Source organism: Nonomuraea sp. 3-1Str (assembly GCF_031570565.1).
Classification (GTDB): domain Bacteria; phylum Actinomycetota; class Actinomycetes; order Streptosporangiales; family Streptosporangiaceae; genus Nonomuraea.
In genome coordinates this window covers 391299-408014 of sequence record NZ_JALHBK010000001.1, presented here as the reverse complement: position 1 = coordinate 408014, position 16716 = coordinate 391299, and the positions used below count along the sequence as shown (strand labels likewise).

15 protein-coding genes are annotated in these 16716 nt (G+C 69.6%); 14 read left to right on the top strand and 1 reads right to left on the bottom strand.

Going from position 1 to position 16716, the window contains the following annotated elements:
• Positions 1-2 precede the first annotated feature (2 nt).
• The 14 genes from MTP10_RS02210 (at position 3) to MTP10_RS02145 (ending at position 15805) form a co-directional block, all read left to right on the top strand.
• A complete protein-coding gene (locus MTP10_RS02210; protein ID WP_175591133.1) occupies positions 3-554 on the top strand; it encodes an NADH-quinone oxidoreductase subunit B family protein in 552 nt (183 codons plus the stop codon).
• Positions 551-1246 carry an NADH-quinone oxidoreductase subunit C gene (locus MTP10_RS02205; RefSeq protein ID WP_397205554.1) on the top strand — a complete coding sequence of 232 codons (696 nt, stop codon included), beginning with the start codon at positions 551-553 and terminating at the stop codon, positions 1244-1246. Before MTP10_RS02210 ends, MTP10_RS02205 begins: the two co-directional genes overlap by 4 nt.
• Positions 1243-2571: an NADH-quinone oxidoreductase subunit D gene (locus tag MTP10_RS02200; protein ID WP_310707232.1), complete on the top strand. Its 1329-nt coding sequence runs from the start codon at positions 1243-1245 to the stop codon at positions 2569-2571. The genes MTP10_RS02205 and MTP10_RS02200 overlap by 4 nt, the downstream gene beginning before the upstream one ends.
• The gene (gene nuoE, locus MTP10_RS02195) at positions 2568-3224 is read left to right on the top strand and encodes an NADH-quinone oxidoreductase subunit NuoE (protein WP_310707231.1); all 657 of its coding nucleotides are present in this window, start codon (positions 2568-2570) and stop codon (positions 3222-3224) included. The genes MTP10_RS02200 and nuoE overlap by 4 nt, the downstream gene beginning before the upstream one ends.
• The gene (gene nuoF, locus MTP10_RS02190) at positions 3221-4510 is read left to right on the top strand and encodes an NADH-quinone oxidoreductase subunit NuoF (protein WP_310707230.1); all 1290 of its coding nucleotides are present in this window, start codon (positions 3221-3223) and stop codon (positions 4508-4510) included. Before nuoE ends, nuoF begins: the two co-directional genes overlap by 4 nt.
• Entirely contained in the window at positions 4507-6894 is a 2388-nt protein-coding gene (locus MTP10_RS02185) for an NADH-quinone oxidoreductase subunit G (RefSeq protein ID WP_310707229.1), read from the top strand. Before nuoF ends, MTP10_RS02185 begins: the two co-directional genes overlap by 4 nt.
• Entirely contained in the window at positions 6891-8192 is a 1302-nt protein-coding gene (nuoH, locus tag MTP10_RS02180) for an NADH-quinone oxidoreductase subunit NuoH (protein WP_310707228.1), read from the top strand. The genes MTP10_RS02185 and nuoH overlap by 4 nt, the downstream gene beginning before the upstream one ends.
• Positions 8179-8694 carry an NADH-quinone oxidoreductase subunit NuoI gene (gene nuoI, locus MTP10_RS02175; protein ID WP_310707227.1) on the top strand — a complete coding sequence of 172 codons (516 nt, stop codon included), beginning with the start codon at positions 8179-8181 and terminating at the stop codon, positions 8692-8694. The genes nuoH and nuoI overlap by 14 nt, the downstream gene beginning before the upstream one ends.
• On the top strand, positions 8687-9445 hold the full coding sequence (locus MTP10_RS02170; RefSeq protein WP_310707226.1) for an NADH-quinone oxidoreductase subunit J: 759 nt from the start codon (positions 8687-8689) through the stop codon (positions 9443-9445). Before nuoI ends, MTP10_RS02170 begins: the two co-directional genes overlap by 8 nt.
• Positions 9442-9738: an NADH-quinone oxidoreductase subunit NuoK gene (gene nuoK, locus MTP10_RS02165; protein ID WP_310707225.1), complete on the top strand. Its 297-nt coding sequence runs from the start codon at positions 9442-9444 to the stop codon at positions 9736-9738. The genes MTP10_RS02170 and nuoK overlap by 4 nt, the downstream gene beginning before the upstream one ends.
• 73 nt (positions 9739-9811) lie before the next feature.
• Positions 9812-11656: an NADH-quinone oxidoreductase subunit L gene (gene nuoL, locus MTP10_RS02160; RefSeq protein ID WP_397334412.1), complete on the top strand. Its 1845-nt coding sequence runs from the start codon at positions 9812-9814 to the stop codon at positions 11654-11656.
• Positions 11656-13221 carry an NADH-quinone oxidoreductase subunit M gene (locus tag MTP10_RS02155; RefSeq protein WP_310707223.1) on the top strand — a complete coding sequence of 522 codons (1566 nt, stop codon included), beginning with the start codon at positions 11656-11658 and terminating at the stop codon, positions 13219-13221. The genes nuoL and MTP10_RS02155 overlap by 1 nt, the downstream gene beginning before the upstream one ends.
• An 8-nt stretch (positions 13222-13229) precedes the next feature.
• Positions 13230-14804, top strand: a complete 1575-nt coding sequence (nuoN, locus tag MTP10_RS02150) for an NADH-quinone oxidoreductase subunit NuoN (protein ID WP_310707526.1) — start codon at positions 13230-13232, stop codon at positions 14802-14804.
• Positions 14805-14815: 11 nt separating this feature from the next.
• The gene (locus tag MTP10_RS02145; protein ID WP_310707222.1) at positions 14816-15805 is read left to right on the top strand and encodes a polyprenyl synthetase family protein; all 990 of its coding nucleotides are present in this window, start codon (positions 14816-14818) and stop codon (positions 15803-15805) included.
• Here the strand turns inward: MTP10_RS02145 and rarD are convergent.
• Positions 15781-16716, bottom strand: coding sequence for an EamA family transporter RarD (gene rarD, locus MTP10_RS02140; protein WP_310707221.1), 936 nt, complete (start codon positions 16714-16716; stop codon positions 15781-15783). The two genes, MTP10_RS02145 and rarD, sit on opposite strands and share 25 nt — an antisense overlap.

Below are 16716 nucleotides of genomic sequence, written 5' to 3'. Positions count from 1 at the left end.
AAATGGGACTTGAAGAGAAACTCCCCAGCGGCTTCATCCTCAGCACGGTCGAGCAGGCCGCGGGATGGGCGCGCAAGAACTCCGTGTGGCCGGCCACCTTCGGCCTCGCCTGCTGCGCCATCGAGCTGATGGCCACCGGTGGCCCCCACTACGACCTGGCGCGCTTCGGCATGGAGCGCGCTTCGGCGTCTCCCCGCCAGGCCGACCTGATGATCGTCGCGGGTCGCGTGTCGCAGAAGATGGCCCCGGTGCTGCGGCAGATCTACGACCAGATGGCCGAGCCGAAGTGGGTCATCGCGATGGGCGTGTGCGCCTCCAGCGGCGGCATGTTCAACAACTACGCGATCGTGCAGGGCGTCGACCACGTCGTGCCGGTCGACATCTACCTGCCGGGCTGCCCGCCCCGGCCGGAGATGCTGATCGACGCGATCGTCAAGCTACACGACAAGATCCAGAACATGAAGTTCGGCGCGCACCGGGCCAAGCAGATCGACGAGCTCGAACTGCGGGCCCTGCGCCAGCTTCCGCTGATCGACCAGGGGGCTGCCAAGTGACCTCCCCAGACAACCTCCCCGAGGTCCCCGGGGCCGAGGTCCCGGCGGCTCCGGAGGTGCCCGAGGCGCCGGTCGTCCGGCGCGGCATGTTCGGCACGTCCGACTCGGGTGACACCTCCGGCTACGGCGGCCTGGTGGTGCGGCGGGCGCCGCAGCTGTCCACGCCCCGCCCGTACGGGAGCTACTTCGACGAGATCGTCGACACCCTGGCCCTCGACGACGCGATCGAGCGCGTGGTGGTCGACCGGGGCGAGCTGACCCTGCACGTCAAGCGCGAGCGCCTCGTCGAGGTCTGCCAGAAGCTGCGCGACGACCCGGCCCTGCGCTTCGAGCTGTCGCTCGGCGTGTCCGGCGTCCACTACCCGCACCTGGCGGGCGAGGAGCTGCACGCCGTCCTGCACCTGTGCTCGATCACGCACAACCGGCGCGTCCGGGTCGAGGTGAGCTGCCCCGACTCCGACCCGCACATCCCCTCGACGGTCGGCGTCTACCCGGGCCACGACTGGCACGAGCGTGAGACGTACGACTTCTTCGGCATCGTCTTCGACGGCCACCCCGCGCTGACCCGGATCATGATGCCGGACGACTGGGACGGCCACCCGCAGCGCAAGGACTACCCGCTCGGCGGCATCCCGGTCGAGTACCGCGGCGCCACGGTGCCTTCGCCGGACCACAGGAGGGCATACTCGTGACCACTGGCTACGACGAGGCGACCGAGGGCAAGGTCTACTCGGTCTCCGGCGCCGACTGGGACGAGATCGTCACCGCCGGGGTGCGCGACTCCGACACCGAGCGCCTGGTCGTCAACATGGGCCCGCAGCACCCGTCCACGCACGGCGTGCTCCGCCTGGTCCTGACCCTCGACGGTGAGACGGTCACCGAGGCGCGCGGCGTCATCGGCTACCTCCACACCGGCATCGAGAAGAACATGGAATACCGGACGTGGACCCAGGGCACCACGTTCGTCACCCGCATGGACTACCTGTCGCCGATCTTCAACGAGACGGCGTACTGCCTGGGCGTGGAGAAGCTCCTCGGCATCGAGGACCGCATCCCGGACCGGGCCCAGGCCATCCGGGTCATGATGATGGAGCTCAACCGCATCTCCTCGCACCTGGTCGCGATGGGCACGTTCGGCATGGAGCTGGGCGCGACCACGCCGTTCCTCTTCGGCTACCGCGACCGTGAGATGATCATGGATCTCTTCGAGTACATCACCGGTCTGCGGATGAACCACGCCTACATCCGCCCCGGCGGCGTGAGCGTGGACCTGCCCGCGGGCGCGGTCGACAAGGTCGGCGAGTTCCTCAAGGAGATGCCCAAGCGGATCAAGGACATCCGCAAGCTCCTCGACGCCAACCCGGTCTACCTCAGCCGCACCCGCGACGTCGCCTACCTCGACCTGACCGGCTGCATGGCCCTCGGCATCACCGGGCCGATCCTGCGCGCCGCCGGCCTGCCGTGGGACCTGCGCAAGTCGCAGCCCTACTGCGGGTACGAGACCTACGAGTTCGAGGTGGCCACCGAGCGCGGCGCCGACGTGTACTCCCGCTATCTCGTGCGCATGCGCGAGATGGAGGAGTCGCTCAAGATCGTCGAGCAGGCCCTCGACCGCATCGCCGGCCCGCTCAAGGGCGACCCCGTGATGATCGAGGACAAGAAGATCGGCTGGCCCGCGCAGCTCGCGCTCGGCCCCGACGGCTTCGGCAACTCGCCCGATCACATCGCGCACATCATGGGCAGCTCCATGGAGGCCCTCATCCACCACTTCAAGCTGGTGACCGAGGGCTTCCGGGTGCCGGCCGGGCAGGCGTACGCCTCGATCGAGTCGCCGAAGGGCGAACTCGGCGCCCACGTGATCAGCGACGGGGGCACCCGCCCCTACCGCGTGCACTTCCGCGAGCCGTCCTTCTGCAACCTGCAGGGCTTCCCCGCGATGGCGGAGGGCGGCCAGATCGCCGACGTCATCGCCGCGGTGGCTTCTATCGACCCCGTCATGGGAGGTGTGGACCGGTGACTTATTCACCGGAAGTCCGTGAGCGTCTCGAGCGGGACGCCAAGGAGATCATCGGCCGCTACCCCAAGGCGCGCTCCGCCCTGCTGCCGCTGCTCCACCTGGTGCAGTCGGAGGACGGCTACGTCTCCGACGCCGGCCAGGAGTTCTGCGCGGAGATGCTGGGCCTCAGCAAGGCCGAGGTCGTCGGCGTCTCCACCTTCTACACCATGTACAAGCGCAGGCCCGCCGGCGACTACCACGTCGGCGTGTGCATCAACTCGCTGTGCGCGGTCATGGGCGGCGACCAGATCTGGGAGGAGCTGAGCGAGCACGTCGGCGTCGGTCACGAGGAGACCACCTCCGACGGCAAGGTCTCGCTGGAGCGCCTGGAGTGCAACGCCGCCTGCGACTTCGCCCCGGTCATGATGGTCAACTGGGAGTTCTTCGACAACCAGACGCCCGACTCCGCCAAGCAGCTCGTGGACGACCTGCGTGACGGCAAGGACGTGCGGCCGACCCGGGGCCCGAAGAAGCTGTGCACCTTCAAGGAGGCCTCGCGCGTGCTCGCCGGCCTGCCCGACGACCTCGCGGGCGAGGGCCCGTCGGCCGCCGGCGCCTCGCTGGAGGGCCTGAAGGTCGCCAAGGCCAACGGATGGAAGGCCCCAGAGGCATGAGCGTCACCCTGACTCCCGTCCTGACCGCCAACTGGGACCGTCCCGACTCCTTCACCCTCGACGGCTACGGCCCGTACGAGGCGGCCAAGAAGGCGCTCGGCATGGACCCCGACGCGGTCATCCAGGCCGTCAAGGACTCCGGCCTGCGCGGCCGCGGCGGCGCGGGCTTCCCGACCGGCATGAAGTGGGGCTTCATCCCGCAGGGCGACGGCAAGCCGCACTACCTCGTCGTCAACGCCGACGAGTCGGAGCCGGGCACCTGCAAGGACATCCCGCTCATGATGGCCAACCCGCACTCGCTGGTCGAGGGCGTCATCATCACGGCCTACGCCATCCGCGCCAACCACGCCTTCATCTACGTGCGCGGCGAGGTGCTGCACGTCATCCGCCGGCTGCACGCGGCCGTGCGCGAGGCGTACGAGAAGGGCTACCTGGGCACCGACATCTTCGGCTCCGGCTACGACCTGGAGCTCGTCGTGCACAGCGGCGCCGGGGCGTACATCTGCGGCGAGGAGACGGCGCTGCTCGACTCGCTCGAAGGCTTCCGGGGCCAACCTCGACTCAAGCCTCCGTTCCCGGCCGTGGCGGGCCTGTACGCCTCGCCTACTGTCGTGAACAACGTGGAGTCCGTGGCGAGTGTTCCCTCGATCATCGCCAACGGGGCCGACTGGTTCGCCGGGATGGGCACCGAGAAGTCCAAGGGCTTCGGCATCTTCTCGCTGAGCGGCCACGTCACCCGGCCCGGCCAGTACGAGGCGCCGCTGGGCATCACCCTGCGGGAGCTGCTCGACATGGCGGGCGGCATCCGCGAGGGGCACCAGATCAAGTTCTGGACCCCCGGCGGCTCCTCCACGCCGATCTTCACCGACGAGCACCTGGACGTGCCGCTCGACTTCGAGGCGGTCGGCGCCAAGGGATCCATGCTCGGCACCCGCGCGCTGCAGATCTTCGACGAGACCACCTGCGTGGTCCGCACCGTGCTGCGCTGGACCGAGTTCTACGCCCACGAGTCGTGCGGCAAGTGCACGCCGTGCCGCGAGGGCACCTACTGGCTCAAGCAGGTGCTCAAGCGGCTCGAAGCCGGACAGGGCACCGAGGACGACCTGGTCACCATCACCGACATCGCCGACAACATCCTGGGCCGCTCCTTCTGCGCCCTCGGCGACGGCGCGACCAGCCCGATTCACTCCTCGGTGAAGTACTTCCGCGACGAGTACCTCAAGCACTTCGAGGTCGGCGGCTGCCCGTTCGACGCGAAGAAGTCCACTCTCTGGGGTGACCAGTGACAACAACCGCCGTAGAGACCACCCTGGTGACCCTGTCGATCGACGGGTTCCAGGTCAGCGTCCCCAAGGGCACCCTGATCATCAGGGCGGCCGAGCTGCTGGGCATCCAGATCCCGCGCTTCTGCGACCACCCGCTGCTCGACCCCGCGGCCAACTGCCGCCAGTGCCTCGTGGACATCCCCGACGCGGGCAACGGTCGCGGCTTCCCCAAGCCGCAGCCGTCGTGCGCGATCGAGGTCGCCGAGGGCATGGTGGTGCAGACCCAGCTCACCTCGCCGGTCGCCGAGAAGGCGCAGCGCGCGGCGATGGAGTTCCTGCTGCTCAACCACCCGCTGGACTGCCCGGTCTGCGACAAGGGCGGCGAGTGCCCCCTGCAGAACCAGGCCATGTCCAACGGCCAGGGCGAGTCCCGCTTCCACGAGCACAAGCGGACCTTCCCCAAGCCGCTCCCGCTGTCCACGCAGGTGCTGCTCGACCGTGAGCGGTGCGTCCAGTGCGCCCGCTGCATCCGCTTCTCCGACCAGATCGCCGGCGACCCGTTCATCGAGTTCTTCGAGCGCGGCGCCAAGGAGCAGGTGGGCGTCGCCGACGGCGCGCCGTTCCAGTCCTACTTCTCCGGCAACACCGTGCAGATCTGCCCGGTCGGCGCGCTGACCGGCGCCGCCTACCGGTTCCGGGCGCGGCCGTTCGACCTGGTCTCCACGCCGAGCGCGTGCGAGCACTGCGCGTCCGGCTGCTCGCTGCGCACCGACCACCGGCGCGGCCGGGTCACCCGCCGCCTCGCCGGCAACGACCCGCAGGTCAACGAGGAGTGGAACTGCGACAAGGGCCGCTGGGCGTTCACCTACGCCACGCAGCCCGACCGCCTCAAGACCCCGTTGGTCCGCAACGAGGAGGGCGTGCTCGTGCCCGCCTCGTGGCCGGAGGCGCTGAGTGTCGCCGCCCAGGGCCTGGCCGCCGCCCGCGGCAGGGCCGGCGTCCTCGTCGGCGGGCGCGTGACGGTCGAGGAGGCGTACGGCTACTCCAAGTTCGCCCGCGTCGCCCTCGGCACCAACGACGTCGACTTCCGCGCCCGGCCGCACTCCGCCGAGGAGGCGGCGTTCCTGGCCCACGCGGTCGCCGGTCGGGGCATCGAGATCTCCTACGCCGACCTGGAGAGCGCGCCCGGCGTGCTGCTCGTCGGGTTCGAGCCCGAGGAGGAGTCGCCGATCGTCTTCCTGCGCCTGCGCAAGGCGTGGACGAAGCGCGGCCTCAAGGTCACCGCCATCGCGCCGTTCGCCACCCCGGGCCTGGCCAAGATGGGCGGCACGCTCATCCGCACCGCGCCGGGCGGCGAGGCCGACGCGATCGGCGACCTGGTCGGCAGCCTCCCCGAGGGCACGGTCGTGCTCGCCGGTGAGCGGCTCGCCACCGTCCCGGGCGCCCTGTCCGCCCTCCTCCGGCTCAGCGCCGCCTCCGGCGCCCGGCTGGCCTGGGTGCCGCGCCGGGCCGGTGAGCGCGGCGCGGTCGAGGCGGGCGCGCTGCCCAACCTGCTGCCGATCGGCCGGCCGGTCGAGGACGAGAGCGCCAGGGCGGAGATCGCCCGGGCGTGGAACGTCGCCTCGCTGCCCGCCGTCCCCGGCCGCGACACGGCCGGCATCCTGGCCGCCGCCGCGCAGGGCGACCTCGACGCGCTCGTCGTCGCCGGGGTCGACCCCTACGACCTGGCCGACCCGGCCGCCGCGCTGGACGCCCTGGAGCGCACGCCGTTCATCGTCAGCCTGGAGATCCGTGCCAGCGCGGTCACCGACCGGGCCGACGTCGTCCTGCCGGTCGCCGCCGTGCAGGAGAAGGGCGGCACGTTCGTCAACTGGGAGGGCCGCGGACGCTCGTTCGAGGCGCCGCTCAAGGTGCCCGGCCTGCAGAGCGAGCTGGTCGTCCTCGGCAACCTCGCCGACCGCATGGATGTGCACCTCGGCCTGCCGGACGCCAAGACCGTCCGGCGCGAGCTGAGCGCCATCGGCGCCTGGCGCGGCACCCGCGTCGCCGCCCCCGGAGTCTCCACCCGCTCGCAGGCCGCCCCGGCGGCCGGCCAGGCGGTGCTGGCGACCTGGCACCTGCTGCTGGACGAAGGCCGGCTGCAGGACGGCGAGCCCTACCTCGCGGGCACCGCCCGCGCCGCCGAGGCGCTGGTCTCGGAGAGCACGGCGGCGGAGATCGGCGTCGTGGACGGCGACAAGCTCGTCGTCGGCGGCCCCGGCCCGAACCCGGTCACGCTGCCGGTCCGCGTCGCGGACCTGCCCGACCGCGTGATCTGGGTGCCGGCGAACTCCGGCGGCTGCTCGGTCACCCGCGACCTGCGCGCGGTGGCCGGCGACATCGTCACCATCGGGAGCGCCTCATGAACCACGTTCTCGCGGCCGATCCGACCCTCGCCGACTTCGGCAAGGACCCGCTCTGGATCACCATCATCAAGGCCGTGCTGCTCTTCGTCTTCCTGATGCTGGGCGTCCTGTTCGGCGTCTGGTTCGAGCGCAAGCTCATCTCGCGGATGCAGAACCGCTACGGCCCCAACCGGGCCGGCAAGTTCGGTCTGCTCCAGTCCGTGGCCGACGGCCTGAAGATGGGCCTGAAGGAGGACCTCTTCCCGCGGACCGTGGACAAGGTGCTCTACCTGCTCGCCCCGGTCATCATGGTGGTCCCGGCGTTCCTGGCCTTCTCGATCGTGCCCATCGGGCCGGTGGTCAACCTGTTCGGCGTGCAGACGCCGCTGCAGCTCGTGGACCTGCCGGTGGCCGTGCTGTTCATGCTGGCCATGGGCGCCATCTCGGTCTACGGCGTGGTGCTCGCCGGCTGGTCGTCCCGCTCGCCGTACGCGCTGCTCGGTGGTCTGCGGTCGGCGGCGCAGGTGGTCTCGTACGAGATCGCGATGGGGCTGTCCTTCGTGGGCGTCTTCCTGTTCGCCGGGACGCTGTCCACCTCGGAGATCGTCAAGGCGCAGGAGCAGACCTGGTACGCGGTCCTGCTGATCCCGTCGTTCCTCGTGTACGTGGTCTGCATGTTCGGCGAGGCCGCCCGCATCCCGTTCGACCTGCCCGAGGGCGAGGGCGAGCTGGTCGGCGGCTTCCAGACCGAGTACTCCTCCTCCCTGAAGTTCGCCCTGATCATGATGGGCGAGTACCTTCACACGTTCACCGCCTCCGGCATCGCGGTGACGCTGTTCCTCGGCGGCTGGCGGGCGCCCTGGCCCATCTCCCTTTGGGAGGGGGCCAACCAGGGCTGGTGGCCGGTCCTGTGGTTCTTCATCAAGTTCGTGCTCACGTTCTGCTTCATCGTGTGGGTACGGGCCTCCCTGCCGCGCGTGCGCTACGACCAGCTCATGTCCCTGGGCTGGAAGGTGCTGATCCCGGTCAACCTGGCCTGGATCCTCATCGTCGCGGCGGTCCGCAACGTGGTGGTCAACAAGGACACCTCGATGCCGTCCATCGGGCTCGGCGTGGTCATCGTCATCGGGGCCATCGCCATCTGGCTCCGGTTCGACACCGTCAACCAGCGGCGCAGGGAAGCGAAGAAGGCCCAGGTGGAGGCCGAGTTCGAGGAGCTGACCAGCGAACCGGCGGCAGGTGGCTTCCCGGTGCCGCCGCTCGATCTGCCGCACTACCACGGGGTGCAGCACAAGGAGATTCCCAGTGGGACTAACTGATTGGCTGAACCCCGTCAAGGGCTTCGGGGTCACCTTCCACACGATGTTCAAGAAGCCTGTCACGGTCAACTACCCGGAGGTGAAGCGGCCGACGGCTCCGCGCTTCCACGGCCGTCACCAGCTCAACCGGTGGCCCGACGGCCTGGAGAAGTGCGTCGGCTGCGAGCTGTGCGCCTGGGCGTGTCCGGCCGACGCCATCTTCGTCGAAGGCGCGGACAACACCGAGGAGGAGCGCTTCTCCCCGGGCGAGCGTTACGGGCGCACGTACCAGATCAACTACCTGCGGTGCATCCTGTGCGGTCTCTGCATCGAGGCGTGCCCCACGCGGGCGCTCACGATGACCAACGAGTACGAGCTGGCCGACACCAGCCGCGAGAGCCTCATCTACACCAAGGAGATGCTCCTCGCGCCGCTCACCCAGGGCATGGAGCAGCCTCCGCACCCCATGCGGCTCGGCGAGACCGAAGAGGACTACTACCGGCTGGGACGGACCAATGGGTGAGACCGTCACGTTCTGGGTGCTCGCCGTCGTATCCGTCGGCGCGGCGCTCGGCATGGTCTTCAACCGGAAGGCCGTCTACTCGGCGCTGATGCTCGGCACCGTGATGCTCTGCCTGGCCGTCCTGTACGCGGTGCAGGACGCGCCGTTCCTGGCGGCGGTGCAGATCATCGTTTACACCGGCGCCGTCATGATGCTGTTCCTGTTCGTGCTCATGCTGGTCGGCGTCGACTCGTCCGACTCGCTGGTCGAGACGATCAAGGGCCAGCGGTTCTGGGCGGCGATCGCGGCCATCGGGTTCGCCGTGCTGGTGATCCTGGCCTTCGGCAACGCGGTCTTCGCGCCGCAGGCGGGCCTGGAGGGCGCGGTCGGCACGGCCGGCTACATCCGGTCGCTGGCGCTGTTGCTGTTCACCAAGTACGTGTTCGCGTTCGAGATCACCTCGGCGCTGCTGATCACCGCCGCGCTCGGCGCGATGGTGCTGGCGCACCGCGAGCGGCTCACCGAGAAGGCCACGCAGAAGGACCTGTCCCGGGCCCGCTTCCGCGGCGACCGGCCGTCCCCGCTGCCCGGCCCCGGCACGTACGCGCGCAACAACGCCATCGACATGCCGGCGCTGCTGCCCGACGGGACCGTCGCGGGGGACTCGGTCAACCGCTACATCGCGCGCTACGACGTCGAGGAGGGCCACCTCCCCGACGACCCGCGCCTGGCCGAGGCCACCCAGCACAAGGCCGAGGAGGACTCCAAGTGACCACGCACTACCTGGTCCTCTCGGGCCTGCTGTTCGCCATCGGTGCGATGGGCGTGCTCATCCGGCGCAACGCGATCGTGGTGTTCATGTGCGTCGAGCTCATGCTCAACGCCTGCAACCTCGCGTTCGTCACCTTCGCCCGCCAGAACGGCAACCTCGAAGGCCAGATCATCGCGTTCTTCGTGATGGTGGTGGCCGCGGCCGAGGTCGTCGTCGGCCTGGCAATCATCGTGACGATCTTCCGAACCCGCAGGTCCGCGTCCGTAGACGACGCCAACCTGCTGAAGTACTAAGAGGTGACTGGTGGAATCTCCCGCTGAGATCGTCCAGCACACCACCGGCGGCGTGATCGGCGTCTCGTGGCTCATGATCGCCTTCCCGCTCCTGGGCGCGGCGATCCTGCTGATCCTCGGGCGCAAGACCGACCGGTGGGGCCATCTGCTGGGCGTGGCCATGTCCCTCGCCTCGTTCGTCGTGGCGGTGCTGGCGTTCTTCGACATGATCGGCCTGCCCGCCGAGCAACGGCGTCAGGCCGTGCGCCTGTACGAGTTCATCCCCGGCATGGTCGACATGGGGCTGCTCGTCGACCCGCTGTCGATCAGCTTCGCGCTGCTGATCACGGGTGTCGGATCGCTGATCCACATCTACTCGATCGGCTACATGTCGCACGACCCCGACCGGCGCAGGTTCTTCGCGTACCTGAACCTGTTCGTCTCCGCGATGCTCCTGCTGGTGCTGGCCGACAACTACGTCGGCCTGTTCATCGGCTGGGAGGGCGTGGGCCTGGCCTCGTACCTGCTGATCGGCTTCTGGCAGTTCAAGCCGTCGGCCGCGGTCGCCGCCAAGAAGGCGTTCGTCGTCAACCGCGTCGGTGACTTCGGGCTGCTCGTCGGCATGTTCATCATCTGGACCGCGACCGGCACGTTCGCCTTCGGCGACCTGACCGAGAAGGTCGGGAGCATGTCGCAGGGCACGCTCACCGCGGTCGGCCTGCTGCTGCTCCTCGGCGCGTGCGGCAAGTCGGCGCAGCTCCCGCTGCAGTCCTGGCTGCTCGACGCGATGGAGGGCCCGACCCCGGTCTCGGCCCTCATCCACGCCGCCACCATGGTCACCGCCGGCGTCTACCTGGTCGTCCGCTCGGGCGCGTTCTTCTTCCCCGAGGGGTCGGCGCAGGCGCTGGCCGTCGCGATCGTCGGCGCGGCCACGCTGCTCGCCGGTGCGATCATCGGTTGCGCGAAGGACGACATCAAGAAGGGCCTGGCCGGCTCGACGATGTCGCAGATCGGCTACATGATGCTCGGCGCGGGCCTCGGCCCGGCGGGCTACGCCTTCGCCATCGGCCACCTGATCACGCACGGCTTCTTCAAGGCCGACATGTTCCTCGGCGCCGGCTCGGTCATGCACGGCATGAACGACGAGGTGGACATGCGGAAGTACGGCGGGCTGCGCAAGTACATGCCCGTCACCTTCGTCACGTTCATCATCGGCTACCTGGCGATCATCGGGTTCCCGCTGCTGTCCGGCTACTTCACCAAGGACGGCATCATCGAGACGGCCGTGGAGCACAACCAGGTGCTCGGCTGGCTGGCCGTCGCGGGTGCGGGCATCACGGGCTTCTACATGTCCCGGATGATCTTCATGACGTTCTTCGGTGAGAAGCGGTGGGCGGAGGACGCGCACCCGCACGAGTCGCCGGCCGTCATGACGTGGCCGCTGATCATCCTGTCGATCGGCTCGATCTTCCTCGGTGGCTACCTCATCCTGAGCAACAGGCTGATGCTGTGGCTCGCGCCCGCGGTCGGGCGTCCCGAAGAGCTGCCCACGTTCCACTTCGCCAGTGTTCCCGGCCTCGCCACGCTGGCGCTGGTGGCGGTCGGCGCCGCGTTCGCCTGGGTGCGGTACGGCCGGGCCGAGGTGCCCGCCGTCCAGCCGCGCGGCTCGTTCCTCACCACGTTCGCCCGGCGCGACCTGTACGGTGACGCGTTGAACGAGTCGCTGTTCATGCGGCCCGGTCAGTGGCTCACCCGGATCGCGGTGTTCTTCGACAACCGCGGCATCGACGGAGTCGTCAACGGGCTGGCCGCGGGCATCGGCGGGACCTCGGGCCGCCTGCGGCGGATCCAGACGGGCTTCGCCAGAACCTACGCGTTGTCCATCCTGATCGGTGCCGCCCTGCTGACCGGCGCCCTGCTCCTCGTTGGGAACATCTGATGTCGTCACTCTGGCTCCCCATACTCCTGGCGGTGCCCGTGCTGGGGGCCGTCGTGGTGGCCCTGCTGCCCAAGGGCGCCGACCAGGTCGCCAAGCAGGTCACGCTGGCGGTCTCGCTGGTCGTGCTGGTGCTGACGCTGGTCATGGCGTTCCAGTTCCCGTCGGCCAAGGGCGAGCGGTTCAAGTTCGCCGCGGTCTACGACTGGATCCCGAGCTTCGGCGTCCACTTCGGGGTCGGCGTCGACGGCATCGCGCTGGTGCTCATCGTGCTGTCCGCGGTGCTGGTGCCGATCGTGGTGCTGGCCTCGTGGCACGACGCCGACGGTGTCCGCTCCGCCGACGGCACGCTGATCACGCCGAAGCGGTCGGTCAAGACGTACTTCTCGCTGCTGCTCGTCCTCGAGGCGATGATGATCGGCGTCTTCGCGGCGACCGACATCTTCCTGTTCTACGTGTTCTTCGAGGCCATGCTCATCCCGATGTACTTCATGATCGGGTCGTACGGCGGGGCGCAGCGGTCGTACGCGGCCGTCAAGTTCCTGCTCTACTCGCTGTTCGGCGGCCTGCTCATGCTGGTCGCGGTCATCGGGCTGTACGTGGTCGCGGGCAAGAGCACCTTCATGTTCCCCGAGCTCGTCGGCGCCATCCAGGACCCGGCGACGCAGAAGTGGCTGTTCGCCGGCTTCTTCATCGCCTTCGCCATCAAGGCGCCGCTGTGGCCGGTCCACACCTGGCTGCCCGACGCCGCCGCCCAGGCCCCGGCCGGCGCGGCCGTCCTGCTCGTGGGCGTGCTGGACAAGGTGGGCACGTTCGGGATGCTCCGCTTCTGCCTGGAGCTGTTCCCCGACGCGGCCAAGGCGTTCACGATGCCGATCGTGGTGCTCGCGGTCATCAGCATCATCTACGGCGCGATCGTGGCGATCGGGCAGACCGACATGAAGCGGCTCATCGCCTACACGTCGATCTCGCACTTCGGCTTCATCGTGATGGGCGTGTTCGCCATGTCGCAGGTCGCCCAGTCGGGCGCCACGCTGTACATGGTCAACCACGGCTTCGCGACCGGCGCGCTGTTCCTGGCCGCCGGGTTCCTCATCGCCCGGCGCGGCTCGCCGCACATCGCCGACTACGGCGGGGTGCAGAAGGTGGCTCCGCTGCTCGCCGGCTTCTTCCTGATCGCCGGTCTGGCCGGGCTCTCGCTGCCGGGACTGTCGTCCTTCGTCAGCGAGTTCATGGTCATGACCGGTACGTACTCCAGCTCGGCCCACGGGTCCGGGGCGCTGACCGTCGCGGCCGTCGTGTCCGCGGTGGCGGTCATCCTGGCGGCCGTCTACATCCTGTGGATGGTGCAGCGGACGCTCAACGGGCCCACCGCCGAGCCGGTCAAGGCGTTCAAGGACCTGAACGTGCGCGAGATCGTCGTGCTCGCGCCGCTGGTCGCGCTGATCATCGGCTTCGGCTTCTTCCCCAAGCCGCTGCTCGACGTGATCAACCCGGCGGTGACCCAGACGCTGGTCAACGTCAAGGTGGACAACCCGGCTATCGCTGAGAAGGGGGCCGGTCAGTGAGTGACATCATGCAGGCGCCGACGATCGAGTACGGCACGCTGGCGCCGATGCTGCTGGTCTTCGGCGCGGCGGTGCTCGGCGTGCTCGTGGAGGCGTTCGCGCCCCGCTACCTGCGCAAGGTGATGCAGGTACCGCTCACGCTGATCTCCCTGGGCGGCGCGTTCGCCCTGGTGCTCGTCCAGGTGATCATGCGTGGCACGCCCAGCGCGGCGGTGGCCATGGGCGCGGTCGCCGTCGACGGGCCTTCGCTGTTCATCTGGGGCATCATCCTGGTCCTGTCGTTCGTGTGCGTGCTGCTCGTCAACGACGAGGGTCACTTCGTCGCCTCGGCGGCGGCGGTGCCCGGCAGCTCCGACGAGGAGGAGGCCGAGGCCAGCGGCGGCGGCCACACCGAGGTCTACCCGCTGCTGCTGTTCGCGGTGGGCGGCATGATGCTGTTCCCCGCCGCCCACGACCTGCTGACCATGTTCGTCGGCCTCGAGGTCATGTCGCTGCCGCTGTACCTGCTGTGCGGCCTGGCCCGCCGGCGCCGCCTGCTGTCGCAGGAGGCGTCGATGAAGTACTTCCTGCTGGGCGCGTTCTCCTCGGCGTTCTTCCTGTACGGCACGGCCATGCTCTACGGCTACGCCGGCACCGTGTCGCTGCCGGGCATCAACAAGGCGCTGGCCGGCGGCTCGCTGCTCGACCCGCTGCTGCTGATCGGGTTCGCGATGCTGGGCGTCGGCCTGCTGTTCAAGATCGGCGCGGCGCCGTTCCAGGCGTGGAAGCCCGACGTCTACCAGGGCGCACCGACCCCGATCACCGCCCTCATGGCCTCGGGCACGCTGGTCGCGGCCATGGGCGCCGTGCTGCGGGTGTTCTGGGTCGGCCTGGGCAACCTCGACTGGAACTGGCGCCCGGTCATGTGGGCCGTCGCGGCCCTCACCATGATCGTGGGTGCGGTGCTGGCGATCACGCAGACCGACATCAAGCGGATGCTGGCCTACTCCTCGATCGCGCACGCCGGGTTCCTGCTCATCGGCGTCATGGCCACGTTCGACAAGAGCCAGCAGAACTCCGGCTCGCTGTCGGCCATCCTGTTCTACCTGCTGGTCTACAGCTTCACGACGGTCGGCGCGTTCGCGGTCGTCACGATGATCCGGGACCCCGGAGGCGAGGCGGGCCACCTGTCGCGCTGGGCGGGCCTGGGCAAGCGGTCGCCGCTGCTGGCGGGCATCTTCGCCTTCTTCCTGCTCGCCTTCGCCGGCATCCCGCTGACGAGCGGCTTCTTCGGGAAGTACGCGGTGTTCGCGGCGGCCCTGGCCAGCGGCTCCGAGCGGGGCGACTCCATGGGCGGCTGGATGACCGGGCTGGTCGTGCTGGGCGTCGTCGCCTCGGCGGTGGCCGCGTTCTTCTACGTCCGCGTCATCGTGCTGATGTTCTTCAGCGAGCCGGCGGCCGACGGCCCGTCGATCGCCCAGCCGAGTATGGGCACCGTGGCCGTCATCGCCGTGGCGGTGCTCGTTACGGTAGGAGTGGGGATCTTCCCGCAGCCCATGCTGGACGTGGCCAACGAGGCCGCGGCCAACCTGTTCATCCGATAAGGGGATATGCCATGTCCGCGCCTCCCGTTGTTGACCTTCCCATTGAGGACGAGCGGCTGGCGCAGGACGTGGCCACCGGCCTGGCCGCCGTGGAGAAGCTCCTGCGCTCGTCGGTGGAGAGCGAGGACGCCTTCGTCACGGAGGCGTCCAAGCACCTCATCGAGGCGGGCGGCAAGCGCTTCCGCACGCTGATGCTGCTGCTGGCGGCCCAGTTCGGCGACCCGTCGGCGCCGGGCGTCGTGCCCGGCGCCGTGGTCATCGAGCTGACCCACCTCGGGTCGCTCTACCACGACGACGTCATGGACGAGGCCCCGGTCCGCCGGGGCTCCCCGTCGGCCAACGCCCGGTGGGACAACACCGTGGCCATCCTCACGGGCGACTACCTGTTCGCCCAGGCGTCCGACATCCTGGCCGACCTCGGACCGGAGCTGATCCGCATCCAGGCGCAGACGTTCTCGCGGCTGGTGCAGGGACAGATCCGCGAGACGATCGGGCCGCGCGGCGACGACGACCCCGTCGCGCACTACATCAGCGTCCTGGCCGACAAGACCGGATCGCTGATCGCCGCCTCGGGCCGCTTCGGCGCCCTGCTGTCGGGCGCGCCCGCCGACGTGGAGGAGCGGCTCAGCCGGGCCTGCGAGGCGATCGGCGTGGCCTGGCAGCTCGGCGACGACCTGCTGGACGTGGCCTCCACCTCCACCGAGTCCGGCAAGACGCCCGGCACCGACCTGCGCGAGGGCGTCCACACGCTGCCGTCCCTGTACGCGCTCGCCTCCGGCACGCCGTCGCGGCTGATGGAGCTGCTGTCCGGCCCGGTGGCCGAGGCGGACGTGGAGGAGGCGCTGACGCTGCTGCGGGAGCATCCGGCGATGGTGCGGGCCCGGGACGAGCTGGTGGCCTGGGTGGACCGGGCCCGCGACGACATCTCCGCCCTGCCGGACATCCCGGCCAAGGCCGCGTTCATGGCGCTGTGCGACTACGTGGCGGAGCGCTCCGGCTGAGCCGTGACGGGCCGCGCCTCCCGGTTGCGGAGGTGGGTGGCGCGGGCCGTACGGATGCTGTCGTAGGTGAAGACGGCCAGGGCCAGCCACACGATCGAGAAGCCGATCCAGCGGCTGGCCGGCATCGTCTCCTTCGCGACCAGCACCCCGCACAGGAACTGCAGGACCGGCGCGATGTACTGGAGCAGGCCGAGCGTGCTCAGCGGCACCCGGATGGCGGCGGCCGTGAAGCACAGCAGCGGCACGGCGGTGATGATGCCGGCGCCCGCGAGCAGCGCCGCGTGCCCGGTCCCGGTGTGGCCGAACGTCGCCTGCCCGGCCGTCTCCAGGTACACGAGGTAGCCGAAGGCCGGCAGGAGCAGGACCAGGGTCTCGATGGTCAGGCTCTCGGCCGCGCCCACGTTCGCCTGCTTCTTGATCAGCCCGTACACGCCGAACGAGACGGCGAGCGTGAGCGCGATCCAGGGCAGCCGGCCGTAGTCGATGGTCAGCACGAGGACGGCCAGCGCGCCGAACCCCACGGCCGCCCACTGCAGCGGCCGCAGCCGCTCACGCAGCAGCACCACCCCGAACAGCACGCTGACCAGGGGGTTGATGAAGTAGCCGAGGGCGCTCTCGACGACGTGGCCGGCGTTGACGGCGTAGATGTAGACGCCCCAGTTGACCGTGACGATCGCGGCGGCGAGGGCGAGGAGGCCGAGCTTGCGCGGCTGGCGGGCCATCGTCCTGATCCACGACCAGTGACGGCGCACCGCGAGCACCGCCACGACCGCGACCAGCGACCAGACCATGCGGTGGGCGAGGATCTCGACGGCTCCGGAGGGCCTGAGGAGAGGCCAGTACAGGGGGAAGAGCCCCCACATCGTGTAGGCGGCGACTCCGAACAGCACACCGCGGCGAACGTCAGGCAT

Coding starts and splice junctions, on each gene's coding strand:
- nuoN (WP_310707526.1), top strand. CDS start 13,230: ATGCAGGCGCCGACGATCGAGTACGGCACGCTGGCGCCGATGCTGCTG.
- MTP10_RS02210 (WP_175591133.1), top strand. CDS start 3: ATGGGACTTGAAGAGAAACTCCCCAGCGGCTTCATCCTCAGCACGGTC.
- rarD (WP_310707221.1), bottom strand. CDS start 16,716: ATGCCTGACGTTCGCCGCGGTGTGCTGTTCGGAGTCGCCGCCTACACG.
- nuoL (WP_397334412.1), top strand. CDS start 9,812: ATGATCGCCTTCCCGCTCCTGGGCGCGGCGATCCTGCTGATCCTCGGG.
- MTP10_RS02145 (WP_310707222.1), top strand. CDS start 14,816: ATGTCCGCGCCTCCCGTTGTTGACCTTCCCATTGAGGACGAGCGGCTG.
- nuoF (WP_310707230.1), top strand. CDS start 3,221: ATGAGCGTCACCCTGACTCCCGTCCTGACCGCCAACTGGGACCGTCCC.
- MTP10_RS02170 (WP_310707226.1), top strand. CDS start 8,687: ATGGGTGAGACCGTCACGTTCTGGGTGCTCGCCGTCGTATCCGTCGGC.
- nuoH (WP_310707228.1), top strand. CDS start 6,891: ATGAACCACGTTCTCGCGGCCGATCCGACCCTCGCCGACTTCGGCAAG.
- MTP10_RS02155 (WP_310707223.1), top strand. CDS start 11,656: ATGTCGTCACTCTGGCTCCCCATACTCCTGGCGGTGCCCGTGCTGGGG.